Origin of the sequence: Enterobacter sp. LU1, from assembly GCF_008271405.2 — a bacterium.
Taxonomy (GTDB): Bacteria; Pseudomonadota; Gammaproteobacteria; order Enterobacterales; family Enterobacteriaceae; genus Enterobacter; species Enterobacter hormaechei_C.
This window is the reverse complement of record NZ_CP043438.2, coordinates 1,496,141-1,513,695: the sequence shown is the minus strand read 5'-3', so window position 1 is coordinate 1,513,695 and position 17,555 is coordinate 1,496,141. Positions and strand designations below refer to the sequence as shown.

Here is a 17,555-nt window from a genome sequence, read left to right as displayed (position 1 = left end):
CCATCAAGAGTGTATAAATCCCCCGCGATACGCTGTAAAATCCCGCCCTGATAACTCCATAATTGATGAATTTTTAACCTATGAGCAATGTTACGCACCCGCCGAAAATCGGCTTTGTCTCCCTCGGCTGCCCGAAGAACCTGGTGGACTCCGAACGCATCCTGACTGAACTTCGCACTGAAGGCTATGACGTGGTGCCAAGCTACGACAACGCCGACATGGTGATCGTCAACACCTGCGGGTTCATCGACAGCGCGGTCCAGGAGTCACTGGAAGCCATTGGTGAAGCCCTGACGGAAAACGGCAAAGTGATTGTCACCGGCTGCCTGGGCGCGAAGGTGGATCAGATCCGCGAAGTGCACCCGAAAGTGCTTGAGATCACCGGCCCGCACAGCTACGAGCAGGTGCTGGAACATGTTCATCACTACGTCCCCAAACCAAAGCACAACCCGTTCCTGAGCCTGGTGCCGGAACAGGGCGTGAAGCTGACGCCGCGCCACTACGCCTACCTGAAAATTTCCGAAGGCTGCAACCACCGCTGTACCTTCTGCATCATCCCGTCGATGCGTGGCGATCTGGTGAGCCGTCCGATTGGCGAGGTGCTGGCAGAAGCCAAACGCCTGGCCGACGCGGGCGTGAAGGAGCTGCTGGTCATCTCCCAGGACACCTCCGCCTACGGTGTGGACGTCAAACACCGCTCCGGTTTCCACAACGGCGAGCCGGTGAAAACCAGCATGGTCGGCCTGTGCGAGCAGCTGGCTAAGCTCGGGATCTGGACGCGCCTGCACTACGTCTACCCTTATCCGCACGTTGACGATGTGATCCCGCTGATGGCGGAAGGCAAAATCCTGCCGTATCTGGATATCCCGCTACAGCACGCCAGCCCGCGCATTCTGAAGCTGATGAAACGTCCTGGCTCCGTGGATCGCCAGCTGGCGCGCATCAAGCAGTGGCGTGAGATCTGCCCGGATCTGACCCTGCGCTCCACCTTTATTGTCGGCTTCCCGGGTGAAACCGAAGAAGATTTCCAGATGCTGCTCGACTTCCTGAAAGAGGCGCGTCTGGATCGCGTCGGCTGCTTCAAGTACAGCCCGGTTGAAGGCGCAACGGCCAACGAGCTGGCGGACCAGGTACCGGAAGAGGTAAAAGAGGAGCGCTGGAACCGCTTTATGCAGCTGCAACAGCAGATCTCTGCTGAACGCTTGCAGGAGAAAGTGGGCCGCGAAATTCTGGTGATTATCGACGAAGTGGACGAAGAAGGCGCGATTGGCCGCAGCATGGCGGATGCACCGGAAATCGATGGCGCGGTGTACCTGAACGGCGAAACACAGGTTAAGCCGGGTGATATTATTCGCGTGAAGGTTGAAAACGCGGATGAGTATGACCTGTGGGGTAGCCGGGTTTAAACACCCTGCTTCCCTTTTGTAGGCCGGGTAAGGCGTAGCCGCCACCCGGCACATTTCACTGCACTACCCCTTAATCCTCGGATCCAGCGCGTCGCGCAGCCCATCCCCCAGCAGGTTAAACGCCAGCACGGTCAGGAAAATCGCCAGGCTCGGGAAGATCGCCACGTGTGGCGCAATCACCATATCCGCCCGCGCCTCGTTCAGCATCGCGCCCCACTCCGGCGTCGGCGGCTGTGCCCCTAACCCCAGAAACGACAGGCTGGCCGCCGAGATAATCGACACGCCTATGCGCATGGTGAAATAGACCACGATAGACGAGACCGTTCCCGGCAGAATATGGCTGAACAGGATGGTGGCATCGCTGGCTCCCATGCTGCGCGCCGACTCGATAAAGGTCTGCTGCTTCAGCACCAGCGTGTTGCCACGTACCAGACGCGCGAAAGCGGGAATCGAGAATACCGCCACGGCGATAATGACGTTCGCCATGCCGCTGCCCATCACCGCCACCACGGCAATCGCCAGCAGAATACCGGGAAAGGCAAACAGCACGTCGCAGATACGCATGATGATGCGGTCCCACCAGCCTTCGTAGTACCCGGCCACCAGCCCCAGCACGGTGCCAATTGCTGCGCCCATCAGCACCGCGAAGACCCCGGCCGCCAGTGAGATCTGCGCCCCTACCAGCACGCGGCTAAAAATATCGCGCCCGAGCGAGTCCACGCCAAACCAGTGCATCATCGACGGACCATCGTTCAGCCGGTCGTAGTCGAAGTAGTTTTCCGCATCAAACGGGGCTATCCAGGGGGCGATAATCGCCACCAGGATCAGCAGTAACACAAACAACCCGGCGACCATAGCGACGGGCTGACGACGGAATCGACGCCAGAACTCAACCCACGGGGTGCGAATATGGTCCGGCCTGATCCCCGGCATAGCGTTTAAAATGGCCTGGCGACGCCAGTTCAGTAATCGCATCTTACTTATACCTGATGGCCGGGTTAATGGCGGCGTAAAGCACATCCACCACTAAGTTGATAAGAATAAACTCCAGCGAGAAAAGCAGGACTTCAGCCTGAATAACCGGATAGTCACGCATATCGACCGAGTCGACCAGCAGGCGCCCCAGCCCCGGCCAGTTAAAGACCTTCTCAACCACGATAGAGCCCCCCAGCAGGAAGCCGAACTGTAGCCCCATCATCGTGACCACCGGGATCATCGCATTACGAAAACCATGCTTCAGAATGACCCATTTCTCACTCACCCCTTTTGCCCGCGCGGTGCGAATGTAATCTTCGCTCAGCACGTCGACAAACGAGGCGCGGGTAAACCGGGCCATAACCGCCGCAACGGCCGCGCCTAGCGTCATAGAGGGCAGAATGTAGTGCTTCCAGGTGTCGGCCCCGACGGTCGGCAACCAGCCCAGCTCGACGGAGAAAATCTGCATCAGCAGCATGCCCAGCGCAAACGCCGGGAAAGAGATGCCGGTGACCGCCAGCGCCATACCGAGCTTATCCGGCCAGCGGTTGCGCCAGACGGCGGCGACAATCCCCGCGCCCAGGCCAAAGACAACCGCCCAGCTCATACTGGCAATCGTTAACCAGAAGGTAGGCATAAAGCGGCTGGCAATCTCCTCCGACACCGGACGACGCGACACCATTGAGATGCCGAAATCGCCCTGAAGGACATTGCCAATGTAACGCAGAAATTGCCTGTACAGCGGCTGATCAAGACCGAGCTGTTTACGCACCAGTTCAATAACCGTCGCATCCGCTTCCGGTCCGGCAATCAAACGCGCCGGATCGCCGGGCAGCATATGGACAAACAAAAACACCAGTACGGCCACAATCAGCAGCGTCGGGATAAGCCCCAGCAGGCGTTTACACACATAATTCAGCATGAGTTTTATTTCAAATCCGCGTCATCAAAGCTAAAGCCCGTATCCGGCATGATGTAAAAACCGGTCAGCGCTTTGTTGTGGGCTGAGACCAGTTTTTCCACCACCAGCGGCACCCACGGCGACTCTTTCCAGATAATGTCCTGCGCCTCTTTGTACAGGCGCGCTTTCTCTTCCGGTTTGGTGGTTTTCAGGGCATCGGCCAGATCTTTATCCACCTGCGGATTACTGTAGAACGCGGTATTGAACAGCGTTGGCGGCCAGTTCTGGGAAGCAAACAGCGGCGACAGGGACCAGTCCGCTTCACCGGTTGAAGCCGTCCAGCCGGTGTAGAACATCCGCACGCCGCTCTCTTTCTGTCCTTTGCCTTCCACTTCCGCCGCTCGCTGTCCGGCATCCATCGCCGTAACCCTGGCTTTAATGCCCACCTGCGCCAGCTGCTGCTGGGTAAATTGCAGCACCTTCTGCGCGGTACTGTGGTTATGCGACGACCACAGCGTAGTGCTAAAGCCGTTCGGATAGCCCGCCTCTTTCAGCAGTTCCCGCGCTTTCGCCGGATCGTAAGGCCACGGCTGATAGCTTTGCGCGTACTCAATGGTTGGCGGCATCACGCCCGTCGCCGGGGTGGCGTAGCCGGCAAAGGCCACCTTCACCAGCGCCTGGCGGTTAATGGCGTAGTTGATGGCTTCACGCACCTTCGGGTTATCAAACGGTTTCTGCGTGACGTTCATGCTGATGTAGCGCTGCATAATAGACGGGCTGGCCACCAGTTCCAGCTTGCTGTTTTTCGCCAGCAGCGCCGCCTGTTCGTACGGGATCGGGAAGGCAAACTGCGCTTCGCCGGTTTGCAGCATTGCGGCGCGGGTGTTGTTGTCCACTACCGGCCGCCAGGTAATGGTATCCAGCTTCGGCAGCCCCTGCTGCCAGTATCCGGCGAATTTTTTCACCTTCACAAAATCGGTCTGGTTCCAGGTGAGCAGTTCGTACGGTCCGGTCCCCACCGGGTGGAAGCCAATCTCTTTGCCGTATTTTTTCAGGGCGGCGGGCGAAATCATCGCCGTCGCGGGATGCGCCAGGATATTGATAAACGCCGAGAACGGCTCTTTGAGGGTGATCTTCACCGTTGCCGGATCAACCACCTCGGTTTGGGCGATATTTTTATACAGGTTGTAGCGTTTAAGACCGTTTTCCGGATTGCTGGCACGATCCAGGTTGACCTTAACCGCCTCGGCGTTGAAGTCAGTGCCATCCTGGAACTTCACGCCGGTACGGAGCTTAACGGTATAGACCAGCCCGTCGTCCGACACGGTATAGCCTTCCGCCAGCACGTTTTTCAGCTTCATTTCGCGGTCCAGGCCGAACAGCCCCTGGTAGAAGGATTTTGCCACCGCCTGAGAAAGAGTGTCGTTGGCATCATACGGATCCAGGGTCGTGAAGTTAGACCCCACAGCCACCACCACATCTTTCGCCGCGAACGCGGGGGCGGCGGCCAGCGCAGCCGTCACGCTCGCGGCCAGCAGCCATTTACGAGCAACAAAAGGAACCATTGTGTTCTCCTGCCTGTTGTAAGTTATAACCGCGAGAATGCATTGCCCTGACGCGGTGGTGCGACAAAATGACCGGGTCCCACCTCACGCAGCGCCACGCGCTCCAGGGTTTCGCCCCGTTTACGAATATTGCTCGGCATTTCGTCCTGCAACAGCACGCGCTGGGCGTGACGATGCTCAGGATCGGCAACCGGTACGGCAGCCATCAGCTTGCGGGTGTAAGGGTGCTGCGGGTTTTCAAACACCGCCCGACGGGGGCCGATTTCAACAATTTGCCCCATGTACATCACCGCCACGCGATGGCTGATCCGCTCCACCACCGCCATATCGTGGGAGATAAACAGAAACGCAATGCCCAGATCCCGCTGTAAATCGAGCAGGAGATTGATGATTTGCGCGCGGATAGAGACATCCAGCGCTGACACGGACTCATCCGCAATCACCACTTTCGGATTGAGGGCCAATGCCCTCGCAATGCAGATACGCTGGCGCTGACCGCCAGAAAATTCGTGCGGATAACGCCAGGCATGCTCCGGCTTCAGGCCCACGCGCTCCAGCAGCCACGCGACGCGGCGCTGCGCGGCTTCACCGTCGAGCAGGTTATGCACCCGCAGCGGCTCCATAATCGAGTACCCCACCGTATGGCGCGGATCGAGCGACGCATAAGGATCCTGGAATATAAACTGAATATCCCGGCGCACCGCCTGCAATTTACTGTTAGGGAGCGTGTCGATGCGCTCACCGTTGAAGGTGATGCTCCCCTCCTGCGACGCCACCAGCCTGAGCAGCGCCCGCCCGGTGGTGGATTTACCGCAGCCGGACTCCCCCACCAGCGCCAGCGTTTCGCCCGGCCAGAGATCAAAACTGACGTTTTCAACCGCATGCACTTCGCGCTTCACGCGATTGAGGATCCCGCTACGCAGCGGGAAACGGGTCACCAGGTCACGCACTTCGAGGATTGGCCTGCCGGGAACCACCGTATCCTGCTCGGTTTCGTCTTCCTGCTGGCCCTGTTCGGTCTGTGAGAACAGCGGAAAACGGCGCGGAAAATCACTGCCATTCATGGCCCCCAGACGCGGGACCGCCGCCAGCAGCGCTTTGGTATAAGGATGCACCGGCGCATGAAAGACCTGCTCCACCGTGCCGGTTTCCACGGCATTGCCCTGATGCATAACCAGCACCCGATCGGCAATATCCGCCACCACCCCCATATCGTGGGTGATGAAAATCACCCCCATCTCCATCTCCTGCTGCAATACCTTAATCAGTTGCAGGATCTGGGCCTGAATGGTGACATCCAGCGCCGTGGTGGGTTCGTCCGCAATGAGCACCGCCGGACGGCACGACAGCGCCATCGCAATCATCACCCGCTGGCGCATGCCGCCGGAAAGCTGATGCGGATAGCGGGACAAAATCGCGTGCGCCTCAGGGATACGCACCAGCTCCAGCATCCGTTTTGCTTCGTTGAGCGCCTCATCACCGCTCAGTCCCTGATGCAGGCGGATAGATTCGGCAATCTGCTCGCCCACCGGAAAAACCGGGTTCAGGGAGGTCATCGGCTCCTGAAAAATCATCGCAATATCTGCCCCGCGCACCCCCTGCATCTGGGACGCACTCAGCTCGTTGAGATCGATAACCTGACGGTTGCGACGGCGCAACAGCATCCGCTCGCTGGTGACCTGCCCGCCCGTCTGCTCAAGCAGACGCATCAGCGCCAGCGCGGTAACGGATTTACCGGAACCTGATTCGCCAACAATCGCCAGCGTCTCGCCGCGCCTGAGCGAAAACGATAAATTCTGTACTGCGGGGATGAACTGCCGCTCTTCCTGAAACGCAATATTCAGTTGGTGGACAGCCAGCACTTCGCAGTTGTCCAGCTCTTCACGGTGCGGCACGCAATGCCCCCTTATTCACGATAAATGCCTGTGCTGGGCGCATCGCCGGCATACCCCCACGCCCGGTACATCCCTTCACTGTTGAACGGCAGAGCCACGTTGCCCTCCCGATCCACCGCAATTAAGCCGCCAATCCCGCCCAGCGCCGGCAGTTTCTCCATCACTACCCGCTCGCAGGCCTCACTCAGGCTTAATCCGCCGTAATCCATTAGCGCGGTAATGTCGTAGGCCGCCAGCGCGCGGATAAACACTTCGCCGGTGCCGGTGCATGACACCGCCGCGGTGGCGTTATTGGCGTAACACCCGGCCCCCGGCAGCGGGCTGTCGCCGACGCGACCGGGAAGTTTGTTGGTCATACCGCCTGTCGACGTCGCGGCGGCGAGATTACCGGCTTTATCCAGCGCCACCGCGCCTACCGTGCCCATTTTGCTGCGTTCATCGAGCGGCGCGGCATGGTCCAGCTGCGTCATCCCCGCTGTACGGGCGTCCAGCAGTTGCCGGTAACGCTCCTCGGTGGAAAAAAGATCGGGCGAGACCGTGTCCATCCCGTGCTCAACGGCAAATTTTTCCGCCCCCGCCCCGGCCAGCAGCACATGCGGGCTTTGTTCCATCACCAAACGCGCGGCCAGCACCGGATTACGCAGACGGCTGACGCCCGCTACCGCGCCCGCCTTCAGGGTGACGCCGTCCATCACGCAGGCATCCAGCTCGTGCGTTTCATCGCGCGTAAAGACCGAGCCAATACCGGCATTAAACAGCGGGCACTCCTCCAGCAGACGTACTGCTTCGGTCACCACGTCCAGCGCGCTGTCGCCCGCTTCCAGCATCCGCTGGCCTGTTTCCACAATGGCGTTCAGCGCATCAATATAACGCTTCTCCTGCTCGGGACTGAGCTGTGCACGGGTGATTGCCCCGGCACCGCCATGAATTGCGATAACCGCTTTACTCATTTCGCATCACCCATCAGCCTGGCTGGCTGCTTTTTCTATAAATATCATTATCGTCGACGAATCTTCAGATGATTTTTGAATATAGAAAGACGCAACTGTGATGTAAAGCGTACACCCATCGGGTCATACAGTTAGCCGCACTTTTCTGCCATAATGAGCGCTTTCGTTGTTACTCCGCAGGAGCCCCCCATGGATTTTACCGCCGGACTGATGCCGCTTGAGACGGCACTCTCGCAGATGCTTGACCGCATTACTCCACTGCACGACGTTGAGACACTGCCGCTTGTGCGCTGTTTTGGCCGTATTGCCGCGCGCGATATCGTCTCGCCGCTGAACGTGCCGGGGTTCGATAACGCGGCGATGGACGGCTATGCCGTACGTCTGGCGGATCTGCAAACGGGTCAGCCGCTGGCGGTGGCAGGTAAAGCGTTTGCCGGGCAGCCGTTTAACGGTGAGTGGCCAGCGGGCACCTGCGTGCGCATTATGACCGGGGCACCGGTGCCAAAGGGCTGTGAAGCCGTGGTGATGCAGGAAGAGACCGAACAAACGGACGACGGCGTGCGCTTTACCACCAGCGTCAAAGCGGGACAGAATATCCGCCACATCGGGGAAGACATTACCCTGGGCGCAACGGTCTTTGCCGCCGGGCAAAAGCTGACGGTCGCCGAACTGCCGGTGCTGGCATCGCTTGGCATCGCGGAGATTGACGTGGTCCGCAAAGTGCGCGTGGCGGTGTTCTCCACGGGAGACGAGCTACAGCTTCCGGGTCAGCCGCTGAACGAGGGGCAGATTTACGACACCAACCGTCTGGCGGTGCACCTGATGCTTGAGCAGCTGGGCTGTGAGGTGATTAACCTCGGTATCATTCCTGACGATCCGCAAAAACTGCGCGCGGCGTTTATCGACGCTGACGCCTCTGCCGACGTGGTGATCAGTTCCGGCGGCGTTTCGGTTGGCGAAGCGGATTACACCAAAACCCTGCTTGAAGAGCTGGGTGAAATCGCCTTCTGGAAGCTGGCGATTAAACCGGGCAAACCGTTCGCGTTTGGCAAACTTCCGCACAGCTGGTTCTGTGGCCTGCCGGGTAACCCGGTCTCTGCCGCGCTGACCTTCTACCAGCTGGTGATCCCGCTGCTGGCGAAGCTTTCAGGCAACAATGCCAGCCCGCTGCCGGAGCGTGTGCGCGTGCGGGCGGCAACGCGCCTCAAAAAATCACCGGGCCGTCTCGATTTCCAGCGCGGCATTCTGGCGCGCAACGCCGACGGCGAGCTGGAGGTGAGCACCACCGGGCATCAGGGTTCACACATCTTTAGCTCCTTCAGTCAGGGGAACTGCTTTATCGTGCTGGAGCGCGATCGCGGCCACGTTGAGGCGGGCGAATGGGTTGAAGTAGAACGCTTTAACCACCTGTTCGGAGGCTGACATGACGGTGGAACTGAGCGACCCGGAGATGATGCGCTATAACCGCCAGATCGTGCTGCGCGGGTTTGATTTCGAGGGCCAGGAAGCGCTCAAGGCAGCCAGCGTGCTGGTTGTGGGTCTTGGCGGGCTGGGCTGCGCGGCAGCGCAATATCTGGCTGCGGCGGGTGTCGGCCGCATGACGCTGCTGGATTTCGACACCGTGTCGGTGTCCAACCTGCAACGCCAGACGCTGCACAGCGACGCGACGGTCGGTCAGCCTAAAGTGGAATCAGCACGCACGGCGCTGGCGCGCATTAACCCCAACGTTCAGTTCACCCTGATTGACGCGATGCTGGATGACGACGCGCTGTTTGCGCAGATTGCACGGCATGACCTGGTGCTGGACTGCACCGATAACGTCGCCATTCGCAACCAGCTCAATGCGGGCTGCTTTGCCCGTAAAACGCCGCTGATTTCCGGCGCGGCCATTCGCATGGAGGGGCAAATCACCGTCTTCACCTACGCTGAAGGAGAGCCCTGCTACCGCTGCCTGAGCCGTCTGTTTGGCGAGAATGCGCTGACCTGCGTCGAGGCGGGCGTGATGGCGCCACTGGTTGGCGTTATCGGTTCCTTGCAGGCGATGGAGGCGATCAAAGTGCTGGCGCACTACGGCACGCCCGCAGCGGGTAAAATCGTGATGTATGACGCGATGACCTGCCAGTTCCGCGAGATGAAGCTGATGCGTAACCCCGGGTGTGAGGTGTGTAGCCAGTAAAAAAGTCGGGTGGCGGCTTTGCCTTACCCGACCTACAACGGCCCGAGCGTAGGCCGGGTAAGCGTCAGCGCCACCCGGCAACAGCGTCAAATAGACGTCCGTCCAAACGCCCCCTGCCAGTCCTGCTCAAACTTCACAATTGCCGCATCCACGGCCGGAGAGGTAATAAACTGCTGCGCCACGTCCAGCGGCAGCGTGATGGATTCGCACCCTGCCAGCAGGCAGTCCAGCGCCTGGCGCGGGGTTTTAAAGCTCGCCGCCAGCACTTTTGACTGCGGGGCATGCAGGGTCAGCAGCTGTTGCAGTTCGACTACCGTCTGGATCCCGTCCCCGCCCTGCGCGTCCACGCGGTTCACATAAGGAGCCACATACTCAGCCCCCGCCAGTGCGGAGAGCATCCCCTGTGCTGCGCCATACACCGCCGTACCCAGCGTCGGGATCCCTTCTGCTTTCAGCATTTTGATCGCCGCCAGCCCTTCAGCGGTCACGGGCACTTTCACCACCAGGTCATTGATTATCGCGCGCAGCTTACGTGCGTCTTCCACCATTCCCTCGGCGGTCTTCGCCATCACCTGAGCGAACAGCCGGCCCTTGCCGCCCAGCGCGTCGTGCAGCGCGGGCAGCAGCTCTTCCAGAGGCGTTTTACCCGCCGCCACAATGCTTGGGTTAGTGGTCACGCCCGCCAGCGGGAAGATACGCGCCAGCTTTTTGACTGCCGCAACGTCAGATGTGTCGAGATAAAGTTCCATGATGTCACCCTCAAAATTAGCCTGCACTTACCCTATCACAGCAAAACCTGCTCAGGAATTGACCCATATCAAGATAACTTTCATTCGAAAGTAATTTAATCTTCATATGTAATTCGAGGGCAAAAAAATGATCTTCAATATACAGCGTTACTCCACCCACGACGGTCCCGGTATTCGAACCGTGGTATTCCTGAAAGGCTGCTCGCTGGGCTGTCGCTGGTGTCAGAACCCGGAAAGCCGCTCCCGCATGCGGGACGTCCTGTTTGATGCCCGCCTGTGCCTGGACGGCTGTGACCTGTGTCAGCAGGCCGCGCCGGGGTGTGTTGAACGCGCGCTGAACGGGCTGGTCATTCATCGTGAGACGCTTAACGACGAGACGCTCACTGCCCTTACCGACTGCTGCCCGACCCAGGCGCTTACCGTCTGCGGTGAAGAGAAGCAGGTGGAGGAGATTATGGCCACCGTGCTGCGCGACAAGCCCTTCTACGACCGCAGCGGCGGCGGGATCACCCTCTCCGGCGGCGAGCCGTTCATGAACCCGGCGCTGGCACACGCCCTGTTTAAAGTCAGCCATGACCAAGGTATTCATACCGCCGTTGAAACCTGCCTTCACGTACCATGGCATTATATCGAGCCGTCACTGCCGTATGTCGATCTATTCCTGGCGGACCTGAAACATGTGGACAGTGACGTATTTAAACAGTGGACCGATGGCTCAGCCAAACGGATCCTGGACAACCTGAAGCGCCTGGCCGCCGCCGGGAAAAAAATCACCATTCGCGTGCCGCTGATCCAGGGCTTTAACGCCGATGAAGCGTCGGTTACCGCCATTACCAATTTCGCCGCCGACGAACTCGGCGTTCACGATATTCATTTTCTGCCGTATCACACGCTGGGCATGAACAAATACACCCTGCTCGGCCAACCCTACTCTGCCCCTGACAAACCGCTGGATAACCCTGCCCTGCTGGACTTCGCGCAGCAGTATGCCTGCCAGAAAGGGTTAACCGCGACCTTACGAGGATAAACTTATGACCACCCTGAATCTCAACACCCTCAGCGAGCGCATCAAGGCGCACAAAACGGCGCTGGTGCATATCGTTAAGCCGCCGGTCTGTACCGAGCGCGCGCAGCATTACACCGAAATGTATCAGCAGCACATGGACAAGCCGATCCCGGTACGTCGCGCCCTGGCGCTGGCGCATCACCTGGCCGAGCGTACCATCTGGATCAAGCATGACGAGCTGATTATCGGTAACCAGGCCAGCGAAGTGCGCGCCGCGCCGATCTTCCCGGAATATACCGTCTCCTGGATTGAGAAAGAGATTGACGATCTGGCGGACCGTCCGGGTGCGGGCTTCGCGGTCAGCGAAGAGAACAAGCACGTCCTGCATGCGATCTGCCCGTGGTGGCGCGGCCAGACGGTGCAGGATCGCTGCTACGGCATGTTCACCGACGAGCAGAAAGGCCTGCTGGAAACCGGCATCATCAAAGCGGAAGGCAACATGACCTCCGGTGACGCACACCTGGCGGTGAATTTCCCGCTGGTGCTGGAGAAAGGGCTTGACGGCCTGCGCGCGAAAGTGGCCGAGCGCCGGTCGCGCATCAACCTGACGGTGCTGGACGATCTGCACGGCGACCAGTTCCTGAAAGCCATTGATATCGTGCTGGAAGCCGTAAGCCTGCACATCAAACGCTTTGCCGACCTGGCGCGTGAAATGGCCGCGACAGAAACCCGCGACAGCCGCCGCGACGAGCTGCTGGCCATGGCGGAAAACTGCGACATCATCGCCCACCAACCGCCAAAAACCTTCTGGCAGGCGCTACAGCTGTGCTACTTCATTCAGCTGATCCTGCAAATTGAGTCCAACGGTCACTCCGTCTCCTTTGCCCGTATGGACCAGTACCTTTACCCGTACTACCGCCGCGACGTGGAGCTGGACCAGAGTCTGGATCGCGAACACGCCATTGAGCTGCTGCACAGCTGCTGGCTGAAGCTGCTGGAAGTGAACAAAATCCGCTCCGGCTCGCACTCCAAAGCCTCTGCGGGCAGCCCGCTGTATCAGAACGTCACCATCGGCGGCCAGAAGCTGGTCAACGGTGAACCGATGGACGCGGTCAACCCGCTCTCTTACGCCATTCTCGAATCCTGCGGTCGCCTGCGCTCCACCCAGCCAAACCTGAGCGTGCGCTACCACGCGGGCATGAGCAACGACTTCCTCGACGCCTGCGTGCAGGTGATCCGCTGCGGCTTCGGGATGCCGGCGTTTAACAACGATGAAATCGTCATCCCGGAATTTATCAAGCTCGGCGTGGAACGAGAGGACGCGTATGACTATGCGGCGATTGGCTGCATCGAAACCGCCGTTGGCGGCAAGTGGGGCTATCGCTGCACCGGCATGAGCTTTATCAACTTCGCCCGCGTGATGCTGGCGGCGCTGGAAGGCGGTCGCGACGCCACCAGCGGCCAGGTGTTCCTGCCGCAGGAAAAAGCGCTTTCTGCCGGTAACTTCGGGAATTTTGATGAGGTCATGGCGGCGTGGGATAACCAGATCCGCTACTACACCCGCAAATCCATTGAGATCGAGTACGTGGTGGACACCATGCTGGAAGAGAACGTCCACGATATTCTCTGCTCGGCGCTGGTGGACGACTGTATCGAACGCGCGAAAAGCATTAAGCAGGGCGGCGCGAAGTATGACTGGGTTTCCGGCCTACAGGTGGGGATCGCCAACCTCGGCAACAGCCTGGCAGCGGTGAAGAAGCTGGTGTTTGACCAGGGCGTTATCGGTCAGCAACAGCTGGCGGCGGCGCTGGCGGATGACTTCGAGGGGCTGACCCACGAGCAGCTGCGCCAGCGCCTGATCAACGGCGCGCCGAAGTACGGTAACGACGACGACAGCGTGGACCTGCTGCTGACCCGTGCCTACGAAACCTACATTGAAGAGCTGAAGCAGTACCATAACCCACGCTACGGCCGCGGCCCGATTGGGGGTAACTACTATGCGGGCACGTCGTCTATCTCCGCAAACGTGCCGTTTGGCGCAGCAACCATGGCAACGCCGGACGGCCGTAAAGCCCACACCCCGCTGGCGGAAGGGGCAAGCCCGGCCTCCGGTACCGACCACCTCGGCCCGACGGCGGTGATTGGCTCCGTGGGTAAACTGCCGACGGAAGCGATTCTCGGCGGCGTGCTGCTAAACCAGAAGCTGAACCCGTCGACGCTGGAAAACGACAGCGATCGCCAGAAGCTGATGGTGCTGCTGCGCACCTTCTTCGAGGTGCATAAAGGCTGGCACATTCAGTACAACATCGTCTCCCGCGAAACGCTGCTGGAAGCGAAGAAACACCCGGATCAGTATCGTGACCTGGTGGTGCGCGTCGCGGGTTACTCGGCGTTCTTCACCGCCCTGTCGCCGGATGCGCAGGACGATATTATCGCCCGTACTGAGCATACGCTGTAAAAAAACGCCCGGTGGCGCTTCGCTTACCGGGCCTACATTGTCCCCCCGTAGGCCGGGTAAGGCGAAGCCGCCACCCGGCTTTCTGACTTTCATTCGAAATTAAATTTGTGCTCCCCGTCACCTTGTTATTAGAATGTTTCAAACGCAGTGACCCAGGAGCACAGTATGACCGTAAAAGTTATCGTCACCGATATGGACGGAACTTTCCTTGATGATGCCAAGCAGTACGATCGTGACCGCTTCCAGGCACAGTTTGAGCAGCTTAAAGCCCGCGACATTGAATTTGTTGTCGCCAGCGGCAACCAGTATTACCAGCTCATCTCCTTCTTCCCGGAGCTGAAAGATCAGATCTCCTTCGTCGCGGAAAACGGCGCGTTGGTCTTCGATCACGGCGAACAGATTTTCCACGGCGAGCTGACGCGTCATGAGTCGCAGATCGTCATTGGCGAGTTGCTGAAAGACAAAGGGCTGAACTTTGTGGCCTGCGGGCTGGAGAGCGCGTACGTCAGCGATAAAGCACCAGAAGCGTTCGTGAAGCTGATGTCGAAACACTACCATCGCTTAAAACCCATCAGCGATTACCGCGAAATTGACGACGTGCTGTTTAAATTCTCCCTGAACCTGCCGGACAGCGATATCCCGAATCTGGTTGATAAACTGCATGTCTCCCTGGACGGCATCATGAAGCCGGTCACCAGCGGTTTCGGTTTTGTCGATTTGATTATCCCCGGCCTGCACAAGGCCAACGGCATCAGCCGCCTGCTTAAACGCTGGAAAGTCTCACCTCAGGCGTGCGTCGGCATTGGCGACAGCGGCAACGATGCGGAAATGCTGAAGCTGGTGAAATACTCCTTTGCGATGGGCAACGCGGCGGACAGCATTAAAGAGGTCAGCCGTTACACTACCGACGATAACAACCATCAGGGCGCGCTGAATGTGATTCAGGCCGTGCTCGACGCGCACTCCCTGTTCGACGCCTGATCCCCCTACCTGCCGGAGCCTCGCTCCGGCCTCTCACTCTTTTCCCATCCTGTGGCGCCCGTCAAGGTTTTAAACTTGCATTAACTTTTTTTTAACTTAAAGTATCACTTGTAGACACTTTTACTTTCGAATGAAAGATGCGAGGCAGTTATGACCTTTACCAGCGAAACGTTGCCAGCGGACCATAAAGCGGCAATCCGTCAGATGAAACGTGAATTACGCGCGCAGATCGGCGACGTGCAGGCGGTGTTCGACCGGCTCAGCGATAAAATCGCCACCCGCGTGGCGGAAATCAACGCCCTCAAAAACAAAGGCGAAACCGTCTGGCCAGTGATCCCTTTTGCCGACGTGAAAAACGGCACGATCACCGCCGAACAGCGCGAAGCCGTTAAACGTCGCGGCTGCGCGGTGATCAAAGGCCACTTCCCGCGCGAGCAGGCGCTGGCGTGGGATCAGTCGATGCTCGACTACCTCGATCTGAACAAATTTGACGAGGTGTACAAAGGACCCGGCGATAACTTCTTCGGCACCTTAACGGCCTCTCGTCCGGAGATTTATCCGATCTACTGGTCTCAGGCGCAAATGCAGGCGCGCCAGAGTGAAGAGATGGCGCAGGTACAGTCATTCCTGAACCGTTTATGGACATTTGAGAGCAACGGTAAACAGTGGTTCGACCCGGACGTGAGCGTGATTTACCCTGACCGCATCCGCCGCCGTCCGCCGGGAACCACCTCGAAAGGACTTGGCGCACACACCGATTCTGGCGCGCTGGAGCGCTGGCTGCTGCCCGCTTATCAGCAGGTGTTCGCCCGCGTGTTTGACGGCAACGTCGAGAAATACGATCCGTGGAATGCCGCGCATCGTACCGAAGCGGAAGAGTACACCGTCGATAACACCACCAAATGCTCGGTGTTCCGCACCTTCCAGGGCTGGACGGCGCTGTCGGATATGATCCCCGGCCAGGGGCTGCTGCACGTGGTGCCGATCCCGGAGGCAATGGCTTACATTCTGCTGCGTCCGCTGCTGGACGACGTGCCGGAAGACGAGCTGTGCGGCGTGGCGCCGGGGCGTGTGCTGCCGATTTCTGAGAAGTGGCACCCGCTGCTGATCGAAGCGTTAACCAGCATTCCGGCGCTGGAAGCCGGTGATTCCGTGTGGTGGCACTGCGATGTGATCCACTCCGTCGCGCCGGTGGAAAATCAGCAGGGCTGGGGCAACGTGATGTACATTCCTGCCGCGCCGATGTGCGAGAAGAATCTCGCCTATGCGAAAAAGGTCAAGGAAGCGCTGGAAACCGGCGCGTCACCGGGCGATTTCCCGCGCGAGGATTATGAGAAAAGCTGGCAGGGCCGCTTTACCGTGAACGATCTCAACATCCACGGCAGGCGCGCGCTGGGCATGGCTTAACCGTCATACAGCCCTTCCCGCTCAACGGCGGTGCGTCGTTTCCCCTGACGTATCCGCCGGACCGACTCCCGCACGGTCAGCGTGCCGTTTAGCAGCAATGTTCCCACCGGCGCATCCGGGCGCATCAGCCGCTGCTGGAGCATATGCACCGCTTCCGTTCCCAGCTCATCACGCGGAACATGTACCGCGGTTAAGGGCACATCCTGAATCGCCGCGAGATTAAAGCCGTCGATGCTCATCACCGAGACATCCTGCGGCACGCGCAGACCGTGGTTTTGCAGCGCGCTGATGGTCCCCGCCGCCATAAAATCGCCACCAACCAGGAACGCCGTCGGCAGGTCCTTCCCTTTCTGCTGGTGAAGCCACTCGCTCACCAGCTGCTCCGTCTCTCTGGCGCTGAAGCTGGACACCATCAGCAGGTCGCGCCTGTCGCTGAACCTGAGGTTATGACCGTGCCACGCGTCGCGGATCCCGGACAGGCGCAGCTCCATGGTGTAGCGACGCAGGCACAGCACGTTCATCACCTCCCGGTGCCCCATCTCGAACAGGTACTTTGCCGCCCGCTCGCCAATCGCGCGATGATCCGGCGCGACGGCGGGCAGGCGCATGTGGCGGTCCCGGCAGTTAATCAGCATGCAGGGTTTGCCCATGTCTACCGCCAGATCGTGGATATGCGGATCGTCGATACCGAGGAGGATCGCCGCCTGAGTGTCCGCTTCGTTCATGCGGGCCAGAAACAGCTGGGCATCGCTGTCGTTCTCCTCCAGCGCACAGTAACGCAGGCGAACCTCGTGCGAGGCCAGCCCTTTGCTCACGCTCTGGATGACGCGGTAGTAAAAGATGTCGGACCGCTCGTCAAACGCCCGCTGCGGGGCAAACACCACCAGGCTGTTAAGCAGCAGACGCCCCGCCGCCATGCCGTCCATTACCCCCAGCTCCCGCGCGCACGCCAGCACCTTTGCCCGTGCTTTTTCGCTGGTGTTTGCCTTCCCCGCCAGCACGCGAGAAACGGTGCTGATGGAGAGCTGCGTCCGGGCGGCGATTTCGGTGATTTTAAGCCTTTTGTCCATTTTGTGATCTGGCTCC

The 17,555-nt window shown here is 59.4% G+C and carries 14 protein-coding genes; 7 read left to right on the top strand and 7 right to left on the bottom strand.

Features of this window, described 5'->3' with window-relative positions:
• The first annotated feature begins 80 nt into the window (after positions 1-80).
• Positions 81-1,406: a 30S ribosomal protein S12 methylthiotransferase RimO gene (rimO, locus tag FZF21_RS07230; RefSeq protein WP_017693743.1), complete on the top strand. Its 1,326-nt coding sequence runs from the start codon at positions 81-83 to the stop codon at positions 1,404-1,406.
• A 63-nt stretch (positions 1,407-1,469) separates the two neighbouring features.
• Here the strand turns inward: rimO and gsiD are convergent, their stop codons facing one another.
• Genes gsiD through iaaA form a run of 5 tightly spaced genes read right to left on the bottom strand, consistent with a single transcriptional unit; the run spans position 1,470 to position 7,692 of the window.
• Positions 1,470-2,381, bottom strand: coding sequence for a glutathione ABC transporter permease GsiD (gene gsiD / locus FZF21_RS07225; protein WP_015571027.1), 912 nt, complete (start codon positions 2,379-2,381; stop codon positions 1,470-1,472).
• Position 2,382: 1 nt separating this feature from the next.
• On the bottom strand, positions 2,383-3,303 hold the full coding sequence (gene gsiC, locus FZF21_RS07220; RefSeq protein ID WP_006809475.1) for a glutathione ABC transporter permease GsiC: 921 nt from the start codon (positions 3,301-3,303) through the stop codon (positions 2,383-2,385).
• Positions 3,304-3,308: 5 nt separating this feature from the next.
• Positions 3,309-4,847 carry a glutathione ABC transporter substrate-binding protein GsiB gene (gene gsiB / locus FZF21_RS07215; protein WP_015571028.1) on the bottom strand — a complete coding sequence of 513 codons (1,539 nt, stop codon included), beginning with the start codon at positions 4,845-4,847 and terminating at the stop codon, positions 3,309-3,311.
• Positions 4,848-4,870: 23 nt separating this feature from the next.
• Positions 4,871-6,742: a glutathione ABC transporter ATP-binding protein GsiA gene (gsiA, locus tag FZF21_RS07210; protein WP_023296179.1), complete on the bottom strand. Its 1,872-nt coding sequence runs from the start codon at positions 6,740-6,742 to the stop codon at positions 4,871-4,873.
• 11 nt (positions 6,743-6,753) lie between these two features.
• Entirely contained in the window at positions 6,754-7,692 is a 939-nt protein-coding gene (iaaA, locus tag FZF21_RS07205; protein WP_017384893.1) for a beta-aspartyl-peptidase, read from the bottom strand.
• A gap of 189 nt (positions 7,693-7,881) precedes the next feature.
• On the opposite strand from iaaA, the gene moeA reads away from it, so the two are divergent.
• Both moeA and moeB read left to right on the top strand, forming a co-directional pair.
• Positions 7,882-9,114 (top strand): molybdopterin molybdotransferase MoeA, encoded by a 1,233-nt coding sequence (gene moeA, locus FZF21_RS07200; protein ID WP_063946119.1) that lies wholly within the window; start codon positions 7,882-7,884, stop codon positions 9,112-9,114.
• 1 nt (position 9,115) lies between these two features.
• Positions 9,116-9,868, top strand: coding sequence for a molybdopterin-synthase adenylyltransferase MoeB (gene moeB, locus FZF21_RS07195; protein WP_063933201.1), 753 nt, complete (start codon positions 9,116-9,118; stop codon positions 9,866-9,868).
• Positions 9,869-9,954: 86 nt separating this feature from the next.
• Here the strand turns inward: moeB and fsa are convergent, their stop codons facing one another.
• Entirely contained in the window at positions 9,955-10,617 is a 663-nt protein-coding gene (gene fsa / locus FZF21_RS07190; RefSeq protein ID WP_017384896.1) for a fructose-6-phosphate aldolase, read from the bottom strand.
• 127 nt (positions 10,618-10,744) lie between these two features.
• Between fsa and FZF21_RS07185 the strand changes: the two genes are divergently transcribed.
• From FZF21_RS07185 to FZF21_RS07170, 4 genes are all read left to right on the top strand, one after another.
• Entirely contained in the window at positions 10,745-11,644 is a 900-nt protein-coding gene (locus FZF21_RS07185; protein WP_063946118.1) for a glycyl-radical enzyme activating protein, read from the top strand.
• Positions 11,645-11,648: 4 nt separating this feature from the next.
• Complete coding sequence (locus FZF21_RS07180) at positions 11,649-14,081, top strand: formate C-acetyltransferase/glycerol dehydratase family glycyl radical enzyme (protein ID WP_149120989.1); 2,433 nt, start codon at positions 11,649-11,651, stop codon at positions 14,079-14,081.
• Positions 14,082-14,246: 165 nt separating this feature from the next.
• Complete coding sequence (locus FZF21_RS07175; protein WP_017384898.1) at positions 14,247-15,062, top strand: Cof-type HAD-IIB family hydrolase; 816 nt, start codon at positions 14,247-14,249, stop codon at positions 15,060-15,062.
• A gap of 150 nt (positions 15,063-15,212) precedes the next feature.
• Complete coding sequence (locus FZF21_RS07170) at positions 15,213-16,469, top strand: DUF1479 domain-containing protein (protein WP_149120990.1); 1,257 nt, start codon at positions 15,213-15,215, stop codon at positions 16,467-16,469.
• On the opposite strand, the gene FZF21_RS07165 is transcribed toward FZF21_RS07170, so the two are convergent.
• Positions 16,466-17,539 carry a LacI family DNA-binding transcriptional regulator gene (locus tag FZF21_RS07165; protein ID WP_047737791.1) on the bottom strand — a complete coding sequence of 358 codons (1,074 nt, stop codon included), beginning with the start codon at positions 17,537-17,539 and terminating at the stop codon, positions 16,466-16,468. The genes FZF21_RS07170 and FZF21_RS07165 overlap by 4 nt on opposite strands.
• Between the last annotated feature and the right edge of the window lie 16 nt (positions 17,540-17,555).